20 protein-coding genes and 1 riboswitch are annotated in these 20,837 nt (G+C 56.8%); of the genes, 12 read left to right on the forward strand and 8 right to left on the reverse strand.

The genetic code is table 11. From position 1 onward, the window contains the following. The first annotated feature begins 134 nt into the window (after positions 1–134). Positions 135–929 carry a type IV pili methyl-accepting chemotaxis transducer N-terminal domain-containing protein gene (locus OUO13_RS02955; protein WP_283172354.1) on the forward strand — a complete coding sequence of 265 codons (795 nt, stop codon included), beginning with the start codon at positions 135–137 and terminating at the stop codon, positions 927–929. A gap of 112 nt (positions 930–1,041) precedes the next feature. Here the strand turns inward: OUO13_RS02955 and slyD are convergent, their stop codons facing one another. From slyD to OUO13_RS02975, 4 genes are all read right to left on the reverse strand, one after another. Continuing rightward, complete coding sequence (slyD, locus tag OUO13_RS02960; RefSeq protein ID WP_283172355.1) at positions 1,042–1,527, reverse strand: peptidylprolyl isomerase; 486 nt, start codon at positions 1,525–1,527, stop codon at positions 1,042–1,044. Between the two features lie 117 nt (positions 1,528–1,644). After that, a complete protein-coding gene (locus OUO13_RS02965) occupies positions 1,645–2,886 on the reverse strand; it encodes a DUF4124 domain-containing protein (protein ID WP_283172356.1) in 1,242 nt (413 codons plus the stop codon). A 23-nt stretch (positions 2,887–2,909) separates the two neighbouring features. After that, the gene (locus OUO13_RS02970; protein WP_283172357.1) at positions 2,910–5,315 is read right to left on the reverse strand and encodes an ATP-dependent helicase; all 2,406 of its coding nucleotides are present in this window, start codon (positions 5,313–5,315) and stop codon (positions 2,910–2,912) included. Between the two features lie 136 nt (positions 5,316–5,451). After that, positions 5,452–6,036 (reverse strand): NADPH-dependent FMN reductase, encoded by a 585-nt coding sequence (locus tag OUO13_RS02975; protein WP_283172358.1) that lies wholly within the window; start codon positions 6,034–6,036, stop codon positions 5,452–5,454. Positions 6,037–6,296: 260 nt separating this feature from the next. On the opposite strand from OUO13_RS02975, the gene OUO13_RS02980 reads away from it, so the two are divergent. From OUO13_RS02980 to OUO13_RS03000, 5 genes are all read left to right on the forward strand, one after another. Then, positions 6,297–7,511, forward strand: coding sequence for a nucleotidyl transferase family protein (locus tag OUO13_RS02980; RefSeq protein ID WP_283172359.1), 1,215 nt, complete (start codon positions 6,297–6,299; stop codon positions 7,509–7,511). 39 nt (positions 7,512–7,550) lie between these two features. Beyond that, the gene (locus tag OUO13_RS02985; protein WP_283172360.1) at positions 7,551–8,393 is read left to right on the forward strand and encodes a segregation and condensation protein A; all 843 of its coding nucleotides are present in this window, start codon (positions 7,551–7,553) and stop codon (positions 8,391–8,393) included. Beyond that, positions 8,390–9,256, forward strand: coding sequence for an SMC-Scp complex subunit ScpB (gene scpB, locus OUO13_RS02990; protein WP_283172361.1), 867 nt, complete (start codon positions 8,390–8,392; stop codon positions 9,254–9,256). The genes OUO13_RS02985 and scpB overlap by 4 nt, the downstream gene beginning before the upstream one ends. Then, the gene (gene rluB, locus OUO13_RS02995) at positions 9,253–10,110 is read left to right on the forward strand and encodes a 23S rRNA pseudouridine(2605) synthase RluB (RefSeq protein ID WP_283172362.1); all 858 of its coding nucleotides are present in this window, start codon (positions 9,253–9,255) and stop codon (positions 10,108–10,110) included. Before scpB ends, rluB begins: the two co-directional genes overlap by 4 nt. Before the next feature lie 241 nt (positions 10,111–10,351). Then, positions 10,352–11,164: a hypothetical protein gene (locus OUO13_RS03000; RefSeq protein ID WP_283172363.1), complete on the forward strand. Its 813-nt coding sequence runs from the start codon at positions 10,352–10,354 to the stop codon at positions 11,162–11,164. Between the two features lie 91 nt (positions 11,165–11,255). On the opposite strand, the gene OUO13_RS03005 is transcribed toward OUO13_RS03000, so the two are convergent. Then, the gene (locus tag OUO13_RS03005; protein WP_283172364.1) at positions 11,256–11,729 is read right to left on the reverse strand and encodes a 6,7-dimethyl-8-ribityllumazine synthase; all 474 of its coding nucleotides are present in this window, start codon (positions 11,727–11,729) and stop codon (positions 11,256–11,258) included. Between the two features lie 80 nt (positions 11,730–11,809). Next, positions 11,810–11,952: riboswitch (FMN riboswitch) on the reverse strand. A 160-nt stretch (positions 11,953–12,112) separates the two neighbouring features. After that, a complete protein-coding gene (locus OUO13_RS03010; protein WP_283172365.1) occupies positions 12,113–12,949 on the reverse strand; it encodes an AraC family transcriptional regulator in 837 nt (278 codons plus the stop codon). 111 nt (positions 12,950–13,060) lie between these two features. Here OUO13_RS03010 and OUO13_RS03015 point away from each other — a divergent pair, with 111 nt between their 5' ends. After that, complete coding sequence (locus tag OUO13_RS03015) at positions 13,061–14,470, forward strand: SLC13 family permease (protein WP_283172366.1); 1,410 nt, start codon at positions 13,061–13,063, stop codon at positions 14,468–14,470. A 647-nt stretch (positions 14,471–15,117) separates the two neighbouring features. Here the strand turns inward: OUO13_RS03015 and OUO13_RS03020 are convergent. Beyond that, positions 15,118–17,061 carry a DEAD/DEAH box helicase gene (locus OUO13_RS03020; protein WP_283172367.1) on the reverse strand — a complete coding sequence of 648 codons (1,944 nt, stop codon included), beginning with the start codon at positions 17,059–17,061 and terminating at the stop codon, positions 15,118–15,120. A 230-nt stretch (positions 17,062–17,291) separates the two neighbouring features. Here OUO13_RS03020 and OUO13_RS03025 point away from each other — a divergent pair, with 230 nt between their 5' ends. The 4 genes from OUO13_RS03025 (at position 17,292) to OUO13_RS03040 (ending at position 20,033) form a co-directional block, all read left to right on the forward strand. Continuing rightward, a complete protein-coding gene (locus OUO13_RS03025) occupies positions 17,292–18,611 on the forward strand; it encodes a sensor histidine kinase (RefSeq protein WP_283172368.1) in 1,320 nt (439 codons plus the stop codon). Continuing rightward, positions 18,605–18,886, forward strand: coding sequence for a pyrimidine/purine nucleoside phosphorylase (ppnP, locus tag OUO13_RS03030; protein WP_283172369.1), 282 nt, complete (start codon positions 18,605–18,607; stop codon positions 18,884–18,886). The genes OUO13_RS03025 and ppnP overlap by 7 nt, the downstream gene beginning before the upstream one ends. A gap of 140 nt (positions 18,887–19,026) precedes the next feature. Beyond that, complete coding sequence (locus tag OUO13_RS03035) at positions 19,027–19,269, forward strand: DUF3820 family protein (protein ID WP_283172370.1); 243 nt, start codon at positions 19,027–19,029, stop codon at positions 19,267–19,269. 26 nt (positions 19,270–19,295) lie between these two features. Beyond that, complete coding sequence (locus tag OUO13_RS03040; protein ID WP_283172371.1) at positions 19,296–20,033, forward strand: glutamine amidotransferase-related protein; 738 nt, start codon at positions 19,296–19,298, stop codon at positions 20,031–20,033. Here the strand turns inward: OUO13_RS03040 and OUO13_RS03045 are convergent. Beyond that, positions 20,025–20,486: a DUF3301 domain-containing protein gene (locus tag OUO13_RS03045; protein WP_283172372.1), complete on the reverse strand. Its 462-nt coding sequence runs from the start codon at positions 20,484–20,486 to the stop codon at positions 20,025–20,027. The genes OUO13_RS03040 and OUO13_RS03045 overlap by 9 nt on opposite strands. A gap of 21 nt (positions 20,487–20,507) precedes the next feature. Between OUO13_RS03045 and OUO13_RS03050 the strand changes: the two genes are divergently transcribed. Further along, positions 20,508–20,786 (forward strand): peptidylprolyl isomerase, encoded by a 279-nt coding sequence (locus tag OUO13_RS03050; RefSeq protein WP_283172373.1) that lies wholly within the window; start codon positions 20,508–20,510, stop codon positions 20,784–20,786. Positions 20,787–20,837: the final 51 nt, after the last annotated feature.

Genomic DNA, 20,837 nt, shown 5'->3' on the forward strand with positions numbered 1-20,837 from the left:
AACGACACAAAAGCCCAAATGCGAACAATTATTGTCCGACAATCTGTTTGTTATGGCATTTCAAATTCGTTATAAAGCGCTCGCTCGGACAAATTGAGCCAATAACTAAAACAGAAATCTGCGAGACCTTTGAAATGAAATTCCTGCGCCTTGTAACCGTCTGCCTGCTGGGCATGATCGGTTTTACTTCTGTATCTGCCATGACGGATGCCGAAGCTGTCAACATTTCCGGTGCCCAGCGTATGCTGAGCCAACGAATGATGAAGAGTTACCTGATGATTGGTGCCGAGGTCAAAGCGGATGTGGCCCAGCAACAACTGGATGAAAGCATCGCTCTTTACGAACAACGCCTGCTTGACCTGCGCGATTACGCGGTCGGTGCCAATAACGACGTACGTACCCGTCTCAGTGCCGTTGAAGGTATCTGGAAACAGCACCGTCAGAACCTGCTGAGCGCGCCCAACAAAGGCACTATTGAAGGCTTGCTGACTGAAAACCTGAGCCTGCTCAACGCCAGCAATGACGTGGTTGTGGCCATTGCCAAACACGCCAACCTGCCGAGTGCTGATCTGGTGAATATTTCCGGTCGCCAGCGTATGTTGTCGCAGCGAATTGCCAAGGCTTATGTCGCCATGTACTGGAACATCAATAACAACCAGATTCGTAGCGAATTTGACGAAGCCATCAAGACGTTCGATGAATCCCTGGCGTACCTGCAGAAATCCCCATTAAATACTCCCGAGCTTAAAGCCGCCCTTGATCGTGTACAGTCCCAGTGGAACTTCTCTCGTTCCGGCTTCAAGCTGGACGATAACGGTCACTATGTACCAACCGTAATCTCCGTTACCACTGATACCATGCTGAAGCAGATGGATGAGATCACCAAGCTGTACGAAACCGTGATGGATTCCCAGCAAGCCAAGAGCTGATATCTGTCTGCTGTCCGGGCGAAAAAAAACAGGGTTGCTTGCGCAACCCTGTTTTTTATGGGTAACGGTTGGCGCCAACAAAGTCGGCGCCCACCGTAACAGCCGCCACAACTCAGTGGTGGTGACCGCCTTCGCCGTGAACGTGGCCATGAGACATCTCTTCATCGCTGGCATCACGTACAGAGTGTACGGAAACGCTGAAGGTCAGGTTCTTGCCAGCCAGTGGGTGGTTGGCGTCAACAGTGATCATCTCTTCTTCCACTTCGGTCACGATCAGGCTGATTGGGCCTTGAGCAGTATTGGCAGTGAAAGTCATGCCTGGCTCGATTACATCAACGCCGGTGAACGCTTCACGTGGCACTTTCTGAACGCGGTCTTCGCTGTATTCGCCGTAAGCGTCAGCGGCTTCAACGGTTACTTCGAACTCGTCACCCACAGTCTTGCCTTCCAGAGCAGCTTCCAGACCCGGAATGATGTTCTGGGCACCGTGCAGGTAAGTCATTGGTGCACCGCCCTCGGATGAATCGATGGTTTCACCAGAGGCTGCATCAACCACTTTATAGTGAATGGAAACCACTTTTTTCTGGGTGATAGTCATAATCTTGTCCATTGGTAACTGGCCGGAAACCCCGGCCTTGGGTGAAGCCTGCCTCACAAATCACGGCAGGCCGAATAAAAGAATCGCCAGTATAACAACTGCGGACTTCACTGCCAGTCAGTATTGATGGATTGAGAACTGACTACGGACAAGCCACTGGTTAAAAGCCTGCTCCAGTACCACAGCACCACCTTCGTAGGACGCCAGCGCCACTTCCGGCACAAAACGGTGACAGGGCGCATCGGCATAACTTTCCAGCAAGCGCCCCAACCAGCGCCGCCCAGCCTCGTGGCCCATCAGAAAGTGCACAAAGGCAGAGGCTCGCAAATAATTCATGCCCTTGGACTGGGTTGCATAAAACTGGCTGCGATCCATACCGGTCAGGCGTACCAGAGACACACCGTTTTTATGCTGCGCTTTCGCAAACAGGCCCGGATGCACCAAAGCGGCATTCATTTGCCAATCCAGACGCTCCATATACTCCGCCAGCCCTTCACTCAGCCACATCGGCAAACTGCCCAGCATGGCGGTGGTAATAGCATGGGTCATTTCATGGCGAGCCAGTGAACGGGTGTAGTCCATGGCTTTATCAAGGCCACGGCGACGATCAAACGGAATATACATCCGGTGTTCCGCCGAGCTGTAAAACGCCCCGGTATTACGATCAAGATTGTGCGAGCGCAGCTGGGTCGCAAAGCTGTTCCAATCCGGGTACAGATTCACATTGAGCTGCATAGCGCGGTGCTGCCGCGCCGGAATCAGATCGGTAATGATGCGATACATCAGGCTGGCTTCGTTCTCCAACGCGGTTGCCATCGGCGGATAACCATCCCAGCCGGGATAATCGACCTTGAGCTGAAACTGGCGTTGCTGACGTTCATAACGATTACTGAGGTCTTCAGCACCACCTTGCGGGCGATCTCCAAAGTGGACCTGCCCCTGAGCATCGGTCCAGCGATATACCTGCTGGCTTTTCTGCTCGACTTTTGCGGCTGGCATGGGTTGCTGACACATCACCTGCGACACCACTTCTACCCGCGCTGACTCGTCAGGTTCATCAGTGGTCGGCTCAGATACCGGTGACGTGGGAGTGGGTACAGATGATGGTACTGGCAACATCGCAGGGTCCTGCAGTTCAGGTGCCGCAGGCTCAACCGCTAGTGGCGGTAAGGGCGCTGACCATCCCAGCGCCCACAACAACAGAACCGGCTCCCGACGATCGAGCCCGGCGCTGCTCAGCGCCTCAACATTGTGAATGATGTATTGGCGTTGCGCCGGAACACAGGCTTGCCAGACGACTTCAATCGCCACCAGCAACAGCAGCAAGGCTTGCAGGCCTAGCGACACAAAATTTTTCACAGAACATCCCTGTCAAGTAGAAATCAGAAGCCGGGTGGTTTGCCATCCGGCCATTCCAGCCGTGGTAAAACAGCACCACGGACAAAATCCCGCGTCCCCGCCTGGCCCTTGAAACGAATGGTCAGATAACCAGGATCCGCCTTGATCAACTGCCCCGCACCCATCACGTCGTGAATAATCCGGCACGGTAATCCGGCAGCCTCGGAACCATCCTCCTGAAGATTGGTGGTGCGGGCAACACCATCCCCCACAAACAGGCCACTTTTCTTGCGACCGGCGGACACTGGACGCTGAGTGGCACGGGAGGAGGCGCTCAGCTGCAACTGTGGTTTACAACCAACAGCACGCAGATACTCATCAATCCAGGGCTGCCAGGGTTTCAGTAACTCCAGCTTTAACTCTGGCCGACTGCCATCAGGAATGTCTTCCGGTATGTCTTCACCCAGCGTTGGCAACGCCTCCAACGCATTACCGACCCGCTTGCAGGTGTCCACTTCCAGTTCGCGATAAAAACGGCTGGCGGCATCCCGTGGGGTGTCCGCCTTTTTCACCGGCATTGGCACCAGCAGATGTAATTCATCGATGGCACGGGTCATGGCCACGTACAACAAACGTCGCTCACTTTCCTCACTGGCGGCGGTGGTGAACTCCCCCTCCGCTTCATACGGAAAATAATGGTCGTTAAGGCCGGGAATCAACACTACTGGCCATTCCAGACCTTTGCTCTTGTGGATGGACGTCAGGTGCACACCGGCACCGGCTCCTGGTTGATCGCGCTGGACCTTGCGTTGCTCTTTCAGCTCCCGTAACCAGGCCAGAGCATCCGCCGCCATCAGGTTGGTTTGCTGCATAAAACGCACAAACGCCCGCAAGGTTTGCTGGCGGTCTTCAATTTGCTGGGCTGAAAACGCACTGTCGGCAATCCCTTCCAGCAAATCGGTCTGATCCATATAACTTTTTAACAAGCGCCACGCCGGTTGTGGCTGGTGCTCAGCGGCGTGGAGCAACTCGGCGCGGTTTTCCAGTTGCTTGCGCTGCCAGCGATTCATGTCCTTTGGCAACACCTGCTGCAAGGCAGCTCCCAGATCGCTTGAAGTCCCAGCCATCTGCCGTGCCAGTTTCTCCAGCTCGAGCCGACGAATTTTCGGAAACGGCGTGGTCAGCAACATCAGCCAGCCCTGGTAACGCTGTTCATAATCGCGCTGGCCAAACTCACCGGCGGCGATTTCCAGCAGCAGCCAGAAAATCTGCAGCTCCCAGCGTTCCAGTACCGACTGTGAATGATGCAGCTGATAGGGAATACCGTCCTGCAGGAACGCCAGCTCAATCGGCGCACACAAGGCCCACAAGCGGTGAATCACGGCAATCTCTTCGGGCTTGCGCCCTTTCTGCAGTTGCTCTTTTACCTGCGCCAGCACTCGCAGCGCTTCGTCCTCCGCCGACACCGTGTGAACCTCAACCACGGTTTTCGGCGTACGGGAATGTGACAGACATAAAATCGGATCACGTTCGAGGTTATGACGGATCAGGTGATTGGCCAGCAACGACAGGCGATGGCCATAACGAAAAGTGTGTGGCAACGGATAATGGCTGACGCTACCGAACTGCTGTTCGAAGCCGGTGACAATCAGCTCCGGACGTGAGCCACGGAATTCATAAATGGTCTGGTCAGGGTCACCAATCACCATCAGCGAACCGCGGCCACCGTGCAGGGTTTGCAGCAAAAACTGTTGGATATCGTTGATGTCCTGATACTCGTCTACCAGCGTCCAGGCCATATGGCCACCAAAGGTCGCCGCCAGTTGCGGGCGTTCGAACAGGCATTTCACCGGGTCGTACAGCATGTCGGCGAAGGTGATACGTTGCTGTTGTTTGCGTGATTCTTCAAAGAGGCTGAACAGCGGCACAAATAACCGGCAGGACTCCGGCAGCCCCAGCAATTCAAAGACTTCAGCCGGAGAATCGAGCCCGGATTTGACCCGGTCGATAAAACCCAGCGCCGGTTCTACCCATTTTTTGCGCTGCGCCAGAATGTCCTGGCGGGTTTCATCATCTTCCGCCAGTTCCTGCAACATCCGCCAGATCATACCTTCACATTCACCGTCTCCCAGCAATTTGCTCTGGTACGACGGCAACTCGCCCATCAACACCAGACGCTGGTAAATACGCAGACCAAGGGAATGAAAGGTACGGATTTCGGGTAATGGCTGGCCAGGTAACAGGCGTTCGAGACGGGCCTGAAAGTCCTCGCGGGCGGCCTTGTTATACATCAGCACCAGCATCCGACGTGGAGGTACACCATCGGCAAGGCGAGCACGGATAAAGTGCGTCAGTGTCGTGGTTTTGCCAGCACCGGCAACGGCAACCACCCGGGCATGCCCGTGGTTGTGGTTCACCACCGCCTGTTGTTCAGCTGTCAGATACGCCATTACGCCTCCCGGAAATCAGGGGGCGAATAATAGCAAAAAACCGGTCGCAAACGTTGCCGACCGGAGCAAGGAGAGATGGAACAAAAAACAATCAGAACAGAAACTGATCAGAACAAGCGCAAATCCGCAACCAGAATCAGGACATACCGTTGGCGAATTCCGCCATGCCTTCTACCAGCTTGCCACGCACCGGCTTGATCACCTCGGCGTAGGTCAGCAGTTGATCAACCGCAAAGCGGGCGCGTTTGCACAGGAATTCATCGGATGGGTGATCCTTGCCAGACCACAGGTCAGTCACGTTGCGCAGAATCAGGTGTTCCGGGGTATAGAGCAGACGGGAGTTCTTGTAACCGCTGCCGCGTAATTCGGCGATCACAAACGCCCCCCCCACCGAGCTGGATACCGCCACCAGCAGGGTTGGTTTGTGTGCCAGCTGGGCCGCACCACACCACAACAGCAGGTTCTTCAAACCCGCAGGAGCCATACCGTGCCATTCTGGCGCCACAATAATCAGGGCATCGGCAGCGGCCAAGGTTTCACGCACCGCTTCAACGGCTGGAGTGGCGGCAGTACCGGTCCACATCGGCAGGTCCGCTGCAAACAGGTCAACAATGTTGGCTTCACCACCCAGGAACTGCTCATTCAGGGAGTTGGCGATACGCAGACTCTGGGAATCGGCACGGTGAGCAGCCGACACAATCACAACACGGGTATTGGACATAAGGCACCTCGGAGGGGCAAAACAACGTAACACATTGGCCAGCCCGGAATCGGTAACACATCGGCTGGCGGCTGTTGATGTCTGCAACAGTAAGATTCTGCAGCAAGCGGGTCAAGTGACATACCGTTCACAAAAATGGAACAAATTGCAGCTTAAATACCGGTCAAACCCAGCCACGTCATCAATCCGCTGAATTCACCTTGCCCTGTCCTCATCATTCCGTACACTCGACGGTTCCACTCTGAAACCGGGAGAACCCCTTGAACGCCGTCGACTCACAAAGGCGAGTAGTATCCGGAATGCGACCCGATGGTCGCCTGCACATTGGCCATTACCACGGCGTTCTGAAGAACTGGGTGCGGCTGCAGCACGAGTACGACTGTTATTTTGTGATTGCCGACTGGCACTCCGTGGCCAACCATCGCCAGGACCCGGCCAACCTTGCCGCTCACACTCGCGAACTGTTAACCGACTGGCTGGCGGTTGGCGTCAACCCGAGTGCCGCCACCGTGCTGGTACAAAGCCGGGTGCCGGAACAGGCCGAATTACATTTGCTGTTATCCATGCTCACCCCGCTCGACTGGCTTGAACGCTTGCCGGTATTCCGAGAACTCCAGAAACGCCACCAGCAAGACAGCCTTGCTCTCAGTTACGGCATGCTGGGTTACCCCTTGTTACAAGCAGCCGATATTCTGACCTATCGCGCCGGACTGGTGCCGGTGGGTGCGGATCAGGTTGACCACATCAAACTCACCGCGGACATTGCCCATCGTTTTAACCAGCTCCACAGCTGTGAACCCGGATTTGTCGCACTGGCCGAAGCAGCTATTCGCAAACTGCCGCGCAAGGTGATTCCGCTCTACCAGCAACTGCGCGAGCAATACCAGCAACAGGGCGACCGCGAAGCCATGGAAACCGCCCGCGCCCTGGTGCTGGAACAAACCAACCTGACGCTGGCCGACCAGAATCGTTTGCTCGGTTATCTCGAAGGGGTTGCCCGCCAGATTCTGCCCGAGCCGCAGGTATTACTGACCGACGAACCGCGTTTGCCCGGTATCGACGGCGACGTGATGTCACGCTCGGTCGGAAATCACATTCCATTACGCTCCAGCAACGATGACATCAGCCATAAAATCCGTAACATGCGCACCGACCCGCAACGCATTCGTCTGAGTGACGCCGGAGACCCATTCCGATGCCCCGTTCGCGCCTTGCATAGGGTATACTCCAGCGCCGACGAACTGGCCGTGGTGGATAACCACTGTCAGAACGCCGCCCGTGGCTGTCTGGAATGCAAACAGCCACTGATTGACGCCATTATTGCCGAGCAGGAACCGATCCGGGAGCGCGCCGAAACCTTCGAGCGCAGCCCCGACATGCTGGACACCCTGCTGGCCGAAGGCAGCGAGCGCGCCCGTGATGCCGCCCGCGCCACCCTGGAAGACGTGCGCAAGGCCATGGGCCTGCTACGCTGACCACACAAGAACTGTCTGCCCTGCTGAGAGAGCACGCTGATGACTGACACCATCGAACCGCAAAGCACCGACGAGGCGCTGGCGGTGATCGACCTGCCAACACCGATTGCCAGGGTCATGGGACAACCCATGACCCAGCTGCCGCTGGATCTGTATATTCCGCCCGATGCGCTGGAAGTGATCCTCGAGCAGTTTGAAGGCCCACTCGACCTGTTGCTGTATCTGATTCGCAAGCAGAACCTCGATATTCTCGACGTCAACGTCACCGACATTGTTGATCAGTACATGCAGTACATCGACATGATGAACGCCATGCAGCTGGAACTGGCCGGTGAATACCTGCTGATGGCCGCCACCCTGGCGGAAATCAAAAGCCGCGTGTTGCTGCCACGCCATCGTGACGACGATCACGAGGTAATTGATGACGAAGATCCGCGCGCCGAGCTGATTCGCCGTCTGCAGGAATACGAACGCTTCAAGCAGGCTGCCGAAGATCTCGAAGCGCTGCCACGCGAAGAGCGCGACAACGTCACTCTGCATCTCGATATCGACAACCGCCAGATCAACCGCACGCCACCGGATGTCAGCATGCGAGAGATCATGCTGGCCATGGCCGAAGTCCTGCGCCGCGCCGAACGCACCGAACACCACGAGATCCAGCGTGAAACACTGTCGACCCGGGAACGGATGATCCAGATTATCGACCAGCTGCAGTCCGGTGAATTCAAACCCCTGACCAGCCTGATCGGTGAACGTGAGGGTCGTCTCGGTGTTGTGGTGACCTTTCTGGCCATCCTCGAACTGGTGAAGGAAAAAACCCTCGAGCTGGTGCAACAGGAAGCCTTTGGCCCCATCCATGTGCGACTGAGAGCTGTTGAATGAACCCCACCGCACTGAAGCATATTCTCGAAAGTGCCTTGCTGGCGCACGGCGGCCCCTTGTCGGTCGAACGCCTGCAAAGCCTGTTTGAAGAAGACGAACAACCGTCGCGCCGCCAGATTGAAGACGCCGCCAAAGCGCTGGCCACGGATCTCGAAGGCCGAGGTATTGAACTGGTGCAGGTCGCCAGTGGTTACCGCCTGCAAGTACGTCAGGCCTTTATGCCCTGGGTCAGCCGCCTGTGGGACGAAAAGGCCCCGCGCTATTCCCGTGCCTTGCTGGAAACCCTGGCCCTGATCGCCTACCGTCAACCCATTACCCGTGGCGACATTGAAGACGTCCGCGGTGTCACCGTCAGCTCCGGCATCATTCGCACCCTGCTTGACCGCGAATGGATCCGGGTCGTCGGTTACAAGGACGTGCCGGGCCGCCCGGCGCTGTTTGCCACCACCCCGATTTTTCTCGATTACTTTGGTCTGAAAAGCCTCGACGAACTGCCAACCCTGCTGGCCATTCGTGATCTCGACGACCAGGAACGCAAGGAACGACTGGGCGACGACGCCAATGCGCGCCAAACCCCAACCGAGGATTACCAGTTCGACAACCAGGACGAAGTTGCCCGTCGCGGCGCCGAAGTGCTGGCAGCCACTGCTGACGATCTGGAACAGGCTCAGGCCCTGGTAGAACAGGTGGAACGCAACCTGTTTGGCCAAAACGAAGAACGTCCGGACGATCCGGACAGCAGCTCGGGCTCCACTGCCTTTGGCGATCTGTTACGACGCCTGCAGACACCCCGCTCTGCCTCAGACAACCCGGGCGCATCCACCGCGGATGACAGCCCCAAACCAGAAGAACCCGAATCATGAAAGAACGTATTCAGAAACTGCTGGCGCTCACCGCCGTAGCCCCATCCCGTCGCGAAGCCGAAAAGTGGATCGCCGAAGGCCGTGTCAGTGTGAACGGCAAGGTAGCTGAGCTGGGCGACCGCGCCGACCATCACGACGTCATCACCGTCAACGGCCGCCAGGTAGAACTGGACGACGCTGGTCGTACCCGTCGTGTACTGGCCTACAACAAGCCAATTGGTGAAGTGTGCTCGCGCACCGATCCGGAAGGCCGTCCAACCGTGTTTTCCCACCTGCCAAAAACCAAGGGTGAACGCTGGATCAACGTTGGTCGTCTCGACATCAACACCTCTGGCCTGCTGCTGTTCACTACCGACGGCGCTCTAGCCAACGCCCTGATGCACCCGTCTACCGGTGTTGACCGTGAATACGCCGTGCGTGTGCGTGGCAACGTTGACGAAGCCATGATCAACCGCCTGAAAGAAGGTGTACTGCTGGACGACGGTATGGCCCGTTTCACCGACATCCAGTACTTCGACGGTGAAGGCCAGAACAAGTGGTTCCACGTTGTGCTGATGGAAGGCCGTAACCGCGAAGTCCGTCGTCTGTGGGAAAGCCAGGGTGTTGAAGTCAGCCGTCTGAAGCGTGTGCGTTACGGCTGTATCTTCCTGCCATCCAGCATTCCGGTAGGTACCTGGATCGAACTCGGTCAGCGCGAAGTTAACGACCTCACCGACCTCGCCGGTCTGGAGCGCAAAAAAGTACGTCGTCTGATTGGCCGTGAAAAAGAACAGTTCCAGCGCGAACAGAAGCGTCAGAAAGTTCGCCAGCAAGCCAGCAGCCGTCCACGCCGTCCGGCCGCCAGCAAAGACTGATCATCCCTGCAGGCTCACTCAGGGCTGCCGAAGCAGCCCTGACGTTTATCCGAAACTCGTCCATATTCCCCCGCAAATTCCTGTGTTTGTCCCACTCAGGGAACCAGTCACCGGCACTTCACTCTAAAGCATTACCCACATCCTTCGTTAACTGACATTCGATTGCAGTTCACGATCATCCCCGGCATACCGGATGGGTTGCGGGCCGCCCCCTGGGGTTATTTTTTGTCAGGAGCTTCCTATGAAAGCCACTTATCTCACCCGACTTTTGCCGGCGACATTGGCGCTGGCCTTTGCCTTGCCTGTCCTGGCCGAAGGTGGCTGGCGTGATGACCCGTCGGCCCGGGAACAACGAGGCTCCGGCTCCAGTGAATCCCGTGGCGATAATAGGGGTAACGGTAACGACAGTCGTAATGACAACCGTGGTGGTGACAACCGTGGTGGTGACAACCGTGGTGGTGATAACCGTGGTGGTGATAACCGTGGTGGTGATAACCGTGGTGACGGCCGCGTAGGCGATTCGCGTGGTGGCAATAACAACCACGGCGATAACAACCGCGGCAACGACCATAATCGTGGCCACGATAACAACCACGGCAACGACAATCGTGGTAATCACAACGGCGGTAGCTGGGTAAACAACGGCGGCTGGCGCAATGATCAACCGGTGCGCTCTGAATGGCATGGCCCTCGTGACGATCACCACAACCAATACCGTCGTGAAGAACGACACGAAGAAATCTATCGCTACGGTTACTACCGTGACGACCGCGATTATTTTCATCGCCACGGCTACAGCCGTCTGGATATTCCGGTGGCTTACTACCCTCCAGCCGGCTGGTGCCGCATCTGGTATCCAGGCCGTCCCGCCGCCCACCAGCCGCCACCAGTACAATGTGGCGTGGTAGTACCGATGGGCGCCTGGTTACTGGAACATCCACACAATCATGAACATATCTATGTGCGCACCCGTGACGAAGAACGCAGTGGTGCCTCGATTGTGGGTGAATTCCGGATTTCCGACGGCGCGTTTATCCGCATCGTGCTGGACTGATTGATCTGCGCCAAATCATCCGGGATCTGAAAACAAAAAGGGTTAACGGCAACACCGTTAACCCTTTTTTATTACCTGCAGACGTTATTACTCAGCGAGTATTACGTGCCGCCGCGGTTACCCGCATAGCGTTGTCTGCCGCGTTGGCCAGCTCTTTGCCCTTCTGCACAAAATGACGGGCAAAATACTGACGGTGCTCTTCATGCTCATGGAAATTGTGTGGAGTCAGCACAGCGGTCAGAACCGGCACTTCGGTTTCCAGCTGCACCTGCATCAGGCCGCTGCAAACCGCCTGGGCCACAAAGTCGTGACGGTAAATACCGCCATCCACCACCAGACCACTGGCAGCAATCGCATCGTAACGGCCACTTTTGGCCAGCAGTTTAGCTTGCAGAGGGATCTCGTAAGCACCGGCAACGGCGATGACATCGATAAACTCATCATTGTAGCCACGCTCCAGCAGCTCACTGCGGAAACCATCCAGACAACGCAGCACGATGTCGGTGTGCCAGGATGCATGGATAAACGCGATACGTTGCTGATGAGGTTCAAATACGTTGTTCATAGGCTCTGATTCATGGTTGGTAAGTGAATCAGGGCGAACGGGCAGGCACCGGCCCGGCGATTGGCCAGACAGGAATACTGACACGCTCTCTTTCATCCGGACTGTAACCGTCGGCTCCGGAGTCACACCGGATCTGCTTGTCCCTGCCATCGGCAGGCGCTCGCGGGCTTCAGCCATAGCTGTTACCGCCGGTGGGGAATTGCACCCCGCCCCGAGAACGAATGTGTCCGATTTATGACGAACACTCGCACACCATAGGAATTTTTGATCGCTTCGTCAAAGTGAATGGCAAGAACGGATAGTTTCAGGTCGTGGAACGAACGCCATTTTGACAAAGCCGGACAATCACCAGACAAGTGTTCTGTAATGGATAAAACCACAGTTCAGGCCAGCTCGCTGGCCCCAAAACTCTGCGGTGGCTGGCCAAAATAACGGCGAAATGCCGCCACAAAGGCACTCGGGCTGGTGTAACCCAGCGAATGCGCCACCGCCGCCGAGCCTTCGCCCCGGTTCAGACGTTGCACCGCTTCGAGCAGACGCAAACGGCTACGCCATTGCTGAAATCCCAGACCGGTTTCCGACTGAAACAGGCGTTCAAGCGTGCGTGGACTGGCCCCCGCTACCGCCGCCAGCTCAGGTAAAGTACGAGTATCCGCCGGATTACGGCTGAGCTGCTCCATCACCACCAGCAATCGGCGATCCTGACCGGATGGCAGATACAGGGGCGATGGCTGCAGCGCGGCCAGCTCATCCAGCAACACCTGCACCAGTCGTTGTTGCGCCCCGGTCTGGGCTTGCTGCAGGTCGTAACTCAAGAGCCGCAGCAGCAATTCCCGGAACAGCGGCGTCACCGCCATCACCTGACAATGGTCCGGCAACCGATCCAGCACCGACGGATCAACAAACAGGTATCGGATCGCCGCGCGGCTGGCGACCAGAATCTCATGGCGGGTACCACCGGTAATCCACACCGCGTGGCTGGGAGGCACAACCCAGCTGCCCGCTTCAGTATTAACCCGCAACACGCCGGAGGCCGCCCATGCCAGCTGGCCGCGTGGATGTTCATGCGGGGTGCGCAATGAACCCTGAGCCAGTTCCTCCGACAGATACAACAGCGGCCTGCTGGCATCGATACACTGGCCCAGCAAGGTGCCGGTTCCACTTTCGGGATAACGGGCACTGATCTCGCTGAATGTCTTTGGCGGATTCTCGATATTCATTGTCGTTCTGTCGCGTGATCACCGGATTCGAGACTGCCACAATACTCCAGCTAACGGGCGACTACAGCCCGCATTCCCGATTTTGCCCGTTCAGACCATACGGAGTTGCCCTTGCCAGCCCTGTTGCGCCAACCCAAATACCTGATTCTGCTGCTGATGCTGTGCCTGTCGGCCAGTGTTCTGCTGTTCCCGATTGCTGATCTGACTACCGCCCAGAACCACACACTGGCGCTGGTGCTGCTGGTTGTGCCGCTGTGGTCGACCGGTGTGATTCCGGAATTTCTGACTGCGCTGGTATTTTTCCTGCTGGCGATTCTGGCCGGGCTGGCACCACCATCACTGGTGTTCAGTGGCTTTTCATCCACGGCGCTGTGGCTTATTTTTGCCGGTGGCGTGATGGGTATGGGCATTCAGACCACCGGTCTGGGTGATCGTCTGGCGACCTTCCTGCAACAGGTGTTAGCGGGCAGCTACCGTCGTATGATTTTTGGTCTGGTATTGATCAGCCTGATGCTGGGCTTCCTGATGCCGTCGTCCATGGGGCGTCTGATCATGATGCTGCCGATTGTAATGGCACTGGCGACCCGTCTCGGCTTTGAACCGGGCAGCAATGGCCGCACCGGGATTATTCTGGCAGTGGCCATTGGCGCGCACATCCCGACGGTATCCATCCTGCCATCGAATATTCCGAACATGGTATTAAGCGGTGCCGCTGAATCCCTGTATGGCATTCAGCTCGGTTTTACCGAATACCTGATCCTGCACTTCCCGATTCTGGGGCTGATGAAATCACTGGTACTGGCCATGCTGATTCTCAAGGTCTACCCGGTTGCCAGCACCGACCCGGCCGCTCTCAAACTGGCTCAACGGGAAGAAGGCCCGCTGTTCCCGCACCTGAACGGCCTGCAGAAACGTATGATGACCATCATGCTGGCCGCGCTGGCACTGTGGTTAACCGACGATATCCACGGCATCAGCCCGGCCTGGGTGGGCCTCGCCGCCGCGGTACTGTTGTTACTGCCGAAAGTGGGTCTGGTCGATGCCCAGAAATTCAATATGAACGTCACCATGCTGCTGCTGATTGCCGGTGTACTCGGTCTTGGTGCGCTGATCAACAGCAGTGGTGTAGGCCAATGGCTGGCACAACAGCTGGAAATCGCCCTGCCGATGGAAAAAGGCAACAACCTGCATAACTTCCTGTCGCTGGCTGCCATCGCCTTCCTCTCGACCCTGCCAACCACGCAAGCAGGCTCCCCCGCCATGCTCACGCCAATGGCCCAACACTTCGCCGACAGCTCAGGATTAAGTGTTTACACCGTACTCATGACCCAGGTAATGGGCTACGCCAACATCATGTTCCCCTACCAGTCCGGCCCATTAATGATGGCCATCGCCCTCACCGGCGAAGCCTCGGTACGGGTATTAAAAGTCATGATGCCACTGGCTCTGATTGGCCTGCTGGTGCTGGTACCGCTCGATTACCTCTGGTGGGAAGCACTCGGTATGTTCCAGCATCCGTAAGGGGCGTCTCAGGCGTCGGACGTCGGGCGTCGCGTACGATCTTAGTGGGCATAAATGCCCACACTACAACAGAGCAACTATGAACACCGGCTTCGCCCAGCGCAGCTGGCTGCCCAATGCCCATCTGGGCGAGCCGGGATTCACCGCAATGGCCGACCCGGCCGGGGGACAAGGTCCCCCAAGAGGGCAAGCAGCCAGGCCAATTAACAAGCCGAGCAGACGTCGGACAAAAAGTATCAATCAAAACCAGCCTCACCCACCGAAGGTGGCTACAAAATGCCCATCTGGGCGAGCCGGGATTCACCGCAATGGCCGACCCGGCCGGGGCATGGATGCCCCGCCAGACCCGTTGGCACAGGGACGTGCCATCGGGTCGGGGTCGAACAGCCGTTGTCGGTGAATTTCGGAGGCACGAGCCCAGTCGGGCAAAAGCAAGGGGAGGCCCGCCCGGCCGGGGGACAAGGTCCCCCAAGAGGGCAAGCAGCCTTGCACCAGACACCAGACGTCAGACGCCAGACGCCAGACGCCAGACGCCAGACGCCAGACGCCAGACGCCAGACAGAATAAAAACAGCGCCCAATAAAAAACCCCGCGGTTTGCACCAACGGGGTTTTTATCAACAACACAGCCCCGAAGGGCTGCTGTTATCAGGAGTGACGCGGGCCTTTACGGTGCATCTTGCGAGCAGAATCCGCACGGTCTTCGCCGCCTTCACGACGCTCACCACGGAAACCGCCTTCACGACGCTCACCACGGAAACCGCCTTCACGACGCTCACCACGGAAACCGCCTTCGCGACGCTCACCACGGAAACCGCCTTCACGACGCTCACTACGGGCACCGCCTTCACGCGGGGCAACGGCCATATCAGAACGGTATGCACGCAGACCCAGAGTCTGACCGCATACACGAGCTTTCTTCAGTACGCCCAGAATGTTTTCTGGCATACCGTCTGGCAGATCCACTACGGAGTACTGCTCGAAGATTTCGATGTGGCCGATAAAGGCGCTTTCGATATCCGCTTCGTTGGCAATCGCGCCAACCAGGTTACCTGGCTTCAGACCGTGGTCGTAACCAACGCCTACCCAGTAACGCTGCATGTCGACATCAGGGTTGCCCTTCAGAGGACGAGCCTGTTCATCCGGAGCAGCCTTGCGTGGCTCGCGTGGTTCACGAGGTTCGCGTGGCTCACGACGCGGACGATCTTCACGATCACCGCGCTCGGAACGTTCGGTACGTTCAGTGCGACGTGGACGGTCATCTTCCTGTTCGTTCAGGAACATCGGCTTGTTACCCTGTACCAGGCTGGCCAGAGCGGCTGCCAGATCCAGAGGGTCCATCGGTTGCTTCTCGAGCAGGCCTTCAACCATGGTGCGGAAAGTGGTGTTATCTTCCGGCTTAACCGCTTCCAGAATACGGGTCTGGAAACGTTCGGCGCGCTTGGCGTTAACATCCTTGGCAGTCGGCAGTTGCATCTCTTCGATTGGCTGACGAGTGGCTTTTTCGATGTCGCGCAACATGCGCTTTTCACGACCGCGTACAAACGCAATCGCAGCACCTTCACGACCGGCACGACCAGTACGGCCGATACGGTGAACGTAGGATTCGGTGTCTTGTGGAATGTCGTAGTTGATTACGTGGCTGATACGTTCAACGTCCAGACCACGAGCCGCTACGTCAGTGGCCACGATCATGTCGAGCTGGCCGCTCTTCAATTTTTCTACTGCTTTTTCACGCAGAGCCTGCGGAATATCGCCGTTCAGTGGCGCACAACGGAAACCGTTCTGGCTCATGAAATCAGCCACTTCTTCGGTCGCCTGCTTGGTACGTACGAATACCATCATGGCGTCGAAATCTTCCACTTCGGCGATACGCAACAGCGCATCGTTCTTGTGAACGTTGGAAACAAACCAATAACGCTGGCTAATGTTGGCGTTAGTTGTGGTCTTGGCCTGGATTTTTACCTGTACCGGATCTTTCAGGTGGGTTTCCGCCACTTTCTGGATCTCACGCGGCATGGTAGCGGAGAACAGGGCTACCTGACGGGCACGAGGAGTGTGTTCCAGAATCCAGTTCACGTCGTCGATGAAGCCCATACGCAGCATTTCATCGGCTTCGTCCAGAACCACAGCCTTGATGTCGGCCAGGTTCAGGGAACCACGACGCAGGTGGTCCATTACACGACCAGGAGTACCCACAACCCATTGCGGACCGCGCTTGAGGTCACGCAGCTGTGAGCCGTAATCGGAACCACCATAAATAGCGGTTACGCCGATGTCGGACATGTAGCGGCTGTAGGTTTTAACGGCTTCAGCAACCTGCTGAGCCAGTTCACGGGTAGGAGCCAGAACCAGAACTTGCGGAGAACGGAAGTCGGCCTGGGTGCGAGCCAGCAGTGGCAGGGCGAACGCGGCAGTCTTGCCAGTTCCCGTCTGGGCCATACCCAGCACGTCCTGACCATTCAGCAGTGGTGGAATACTGTTCGCCTGAATTGGGGACGGAGCTTCGTAGCCGAGGTCTTCCAGAGAGCGCAGAATAGGGAAAGGAAGGCCCAGGCTGGCGAAACCAGCGGGAATAACGTCGTCAGTCATAAATTACCTATGCAGTGACAGAGGAAGGGCATGGCCGTGACGTGTCAGAAACTCCCTGAACTCTGCTGCGGCAAGTGAACTTGCAAAAGCACACCCTGTGTGGGGTATGCTGGCGCCGCGTTTGTCTGCAATCGGCCTGGCCCGACATGTATTTGTCGAAAAAGGGGGCCGAATTGTACAGCAAAAAAAAAAATATAGCGCGTCTTTTTTATAGTGGCCTGGAGATGGATTTGACCGCACGTCTGAAGGGAACAACAAACCGCCTGCCAGTCCTGACGAATGTGTCGTGTCTGCTGCTGTGCCTGACCGCTATTCCCGCCTGCGCACAACACGAAACCGTCGTTCACAGCACCACCGAAAACATCAACATCAGTCTGCTGTATATGGTGCCGATATTACTGCTGGTTGTGCTGTTGCTGGCTGCCCGCCAGATACACATCTATCGCCAGATTCGCCAGCTGGCTCGCCAGCTGCCGGAATTCCGGGATCACGAAGATGGCAGCATCCTGATTCCGGCCGACTTGCAAAAATCCCCTTTACTCGCCCCCCTGATACGCAAGGTATTACTCCAACAGGAACAGTGGAGCCAGCAACTGCATGAAGAGCAGGAAAATGCCCGCCACGCCATTGAAGAACAGCAGCGCATGCTGGAAGCCAACCGTCTGCTGGAAGCCGGTGTTGCCGAACGTAACCGAGAGCTGGATCTGCGCACCCAGGAAGTCAACGACACCCTCAATGCCCTGCGTATGACTCGCCAGCAACTACTCGAAAAAGAGCAACAAACCATGGTGGGAGAATTACTGGCCGGGCTCGCTCACGAGGTCAACACACCGCTGGCGATTGGCGCTTCGACCCTCGACAGCCTGATTCAGGAACTGACGCCAAACTGTTTCGAGTCCCCGAAAACCGCGCACGATTGTGAAGCCATGCTCGCCCACATCGTTGAGTCAGTAACACTCGCCCACAGCAATATCGAACGGGCGGCCGAGACCGTTACCCGCTTCAAGGAAGTCAGTGTCGATCAGGCCAGCGGCCAGATTCGGGAGTTTGAGGTGGGGGACTATCTGAACAGTGTGGTGTGGTCATTACGCCCCCACTACCGTTACCGGCCGATTGATATTCGTATTGAATGCCCACACCCGCTATACATCACCGGAGCACCCGGCATTTACGCGCAAATCGTCACCAACCTGATGATGAACGCCCTCCACCACGCCTTCGGGCGTGACCAGAGTGGCGAGATTCATATCGTGGCAACCCGCGCTGGCGACCAGTTATGCCTGTGTTTCCGTGATAACGGCCGCGGTATGGACCAGCAAACCCTCGAAAAAGTATTCGAGCCATTTTTCACCACCCGCCGTCAGGAAGGTGGTTCCGGTCTTGGTGCCCATATCGTCTACGATCTGGTGGTCAACCAGCTACAGGGCAACATCCGGATTCTCAGCGAGCCAGACCAGGGCACGCGATACCAGATGCTGATCCCTTGTCAAATTCGTGGCCGGGATGCTTATAATGCGTGCTCTGTTTATGAGGAGTACTGCAAGTGCTGAAAGTGAATGAATACTTCGATGGCAAGGTAAAATCCATCGGTCTGCAAACTGCAACCCTGCCAGCGACTGTTGGCGTGATCGTTGCCGGTGAATACGAGTTTGGCACCAGCCAGAAAGAAGTCATGACCGTGGTTTCCGGTTCCATGGACGCTCTGCTGCCAGGCGCGACCGAGTGGACTTCCTACGCTCAGGGCCAGGCCTTTACCATCGAAGCCAACCAGAAATTCAAAGTGCGCGTAGCCGGTGACACCGCCTACTTCTGCACCTACGAATAAGGTTGCCAAAACGGGGCTACGGCCCCGTTCTGTTTGTCCCGCATTGCCCACCCGATTCCTCACCCGACTGAATTGCAGGTTGCGCCCGTCGCCTTGCTTTGCCAGCATTACAGAATCTGGCATCCCCCACCGAGGTTTCCGTGTTCGATAAAACCGATCTGGTCCGACTGATTTCGGTGACCATGCCATTTGGCAAATTTCAAGGCCGCGTCATTATGGACCTGCCCGAAGAGTACCTGCTGTGGTTCCGCCACAAGGGCTTTCCCGATGGTGAACTTGGTCAACTGATGGCTCTGGCGCTGGAAATCCGCATCAATGGTCTGGAAGACATTCTGACCCCGCTGCGTGCCAGTACCCAGCCACAAACGACCAACCGCCACTGAATTAACCTGATTACCGATACCAACCAATGCTGACGTTAGGCTTGCTCGAAACCGATACTCTATACCCCGATCTGCAACCGGACTACCGCTCATACGGCTGGATGTTCGAGCAATATTTTCGTCGGGTAACACCGTTTATCGATTGGGAATTCCGTTACTACGACGTACAGGACGGCGAGCTGCCTGCGCCTGGCGATTGTGACGCCTATCTGATCACAGGCTCCAAAGCCGGTGTCTACGACCCGCTGCCGTGGATTCTGCCGCTGCAGGAATGGATCAAGGCTGCGCACCAGCACGGCGAACGTATGATTGGTATCTGTTTTGGCCACCAGCTGCTGGCTCATACACTGGGTGGATTTGCAGGCCGCAGCCCGCGTGGCTGGGGCATTGGTATTCGCGAAAGCGCCGTGGTTGAACTGCCCGAGTGGATTCACGAACGCAGCGATCGTTATCGCCTGATCTACAGCCACCGTGATCAGGTTGAGCAGCTGCCACCGCAGGCAACCCGCCTGGCGGCCTGCCCGTTCTGCCCGAATGCTGCGTTTTACATCGACAACCGTGTGTTGGCATTCCAGGGACACCCGGAATTCACACTCGAATACACCCTCCGCCTGTTACCACGTCGTCAGAGCTGTATTGGTGAACCTGTGTATGGCGATGGCATGGCCACCCTGTCAGACAACAATGGCCAACCACCCGCTACCGACAGCGATCTGATTGGCCGCTGGTTAACGGCGTTTATCAGCTTGTCAGCATCAGCCTGAATGACGGCGTGAGGCCAGCTGGATAATTTCAGCGGTTGGCCGATGCGCCTGCAGGTCCAGCAAGGTGATCTTGCGGCCCCACAACACCAGGTGACCCCGATAACGGTGGTCACCGGTGGAACTGAATTCAAATCCGTAGTCGCGGCGTAACTGCCAGCGCCCCAGACGTTTCTCCGGCCAGGTACGCTCAATCACCAGCGTATCGTCCAGCAACTGCACCCCTTCCTGCTGACATCGCTGACGTACCGCACCCAATGCCAGCTGCCGTGCTTTCTGTTGTTTGTCCCACATCTGCCAGCCGACCAGCAGTAATGCAATCAGGAGAATCCAGCCCATAATGTTGGCCTTGTGTAAGTCAGGAAGGTTAAGGGACGGGCAGCATTGAGCACCCGCACCACTCAGTATATAGTGCGCGCCCGCCGGAGTTGCCAGCGGGATTGATACGAAAGACACCTGCAATCCGGAGGACCTGCCATGCCACGCGCCTGTGCCCGTCATATCCTCGTCAAAACCGAAGCCGAAGCCCTGAAAATCAAGCAAATGCTGGCCAACGGCAGCGATTTTTTCACGCTCGCAAAAAAATATTCTACCTGCCCGTCCAAAAAGAACGGCGGCAGCCTGGGTGAGTTCAGTCGCGGCGATATGGTGAAACCATTCGACGACGCCGTGTTCAAAGGCCCGTTACTGACCGTGCAAGGCCCGGTCAAGACCCAATTCGGCTATCATCTGATCGAAACCATTTACCGCAGCTGATTCCTTCAGGCGGCCCAGTATGTCACCCGCAGCGGTGACCCTTTTACCCCT

This window comes from Parathalassolituus penaei (genome assembly GCF_026626885.1).
Taxonomy (GTDB): domain Bacteria; phylum Pseudomonadota; class Gammaproteobacteria; order Pseudomonadales; family Oceanobacteraceae; genus Oceanobacter; species Oceanobacter penaei.

Bases quoted from the DNA above. Each gene is read 5' to 3' on its own strand.
- OUO13_RS02955 (WP_283172354.1), top strand. From the start codon at position 135: ATGAAATTCCTGCGCCTTGTAACCGTCTGCCTGCTGGGCATGATCGGT.
- slyD (WP_283172355.1), bottom strand. From the start codon at position 1,527: ATGACTATCACCCAGAAAAAAGTGGTTTCCATTCACTATAAAGTGGTT.
- OUO13_RS02970 (WP_283172357.1), bottom strand. From the start codon at position 5,315: ATGGCGTATCTGACAGCTGAACAACAGGCGGTGGTGAACCACAACCAC.
- OUO13_RS02975 (WP_283172358.1), bottom strand. From the start codon at position 6,036: ATGTCCAATACCCGTGTTGTGATTGTGTCGGCTGCTCACCGTGCCGAT.
- OUO13_RS02985 (WP_283172360.1), top strand. From the start codon at position 7,551: ATGACTGACACCATCGAACCGCAAAGCACCGACGAGGCGCTGGCGGTG.
- scpB (WP_283172361.1), top strand. From the start codon at position 8,390: ATGAACCCCACCGCACTGAAGCATATTCTCGAAAGTGCCTTGCTGGCG.
- rluB (WP_283172362.1), top strand. From the start codon at position 9,253: ATGAAAGAACGTATTCAGAAACTGCTGGCGCTCACCGCCGTAGCCCCA.
- OUO13_RS03000 (WP_283172363.1), top strand. From the start codon at position 10,352: ATGAAAGCCACTTATCTCACCCGACTTTTGCCGGCGACATTGGCGCTG.
- OUO13_RS03005 (WP_283172364.1), bottom strand. From the start codon at position 11,729: ATGAACAACGTATTTGAACCTCATCAGCAACGTATCGCGTTTATCCAT.
- OUO13_RS03010 (WP_283172365.1), bottom strand. From the start codon at position 12,949: ATGAATATCGAGAATCCGCCAAAGACATTCAGCGAGATCAGTGCCCGT.
- OUO13_RS03020 (WP_283172367.1), bottom strand. From the start codon at position 17,061: ATGACTGACGACGTTATTCCCGCTGGTTTCGCCAGCCTGGGCCTTCCT.
- OUO13_RS03040 (WP_283172371.1), top strand. From the start codon at position 19,296: ATGCTGACGTTAGGCTTGCTCGAAACCGATACTCTATACCCCGATCTG.
- OUO13_RS03050 (WP_283172373.1), top strand. From the start codon at position 20,508: ATGCCACGCGCCTGTGCCCGTCATATCCTCGTCAAAACCGAAGCCGAA.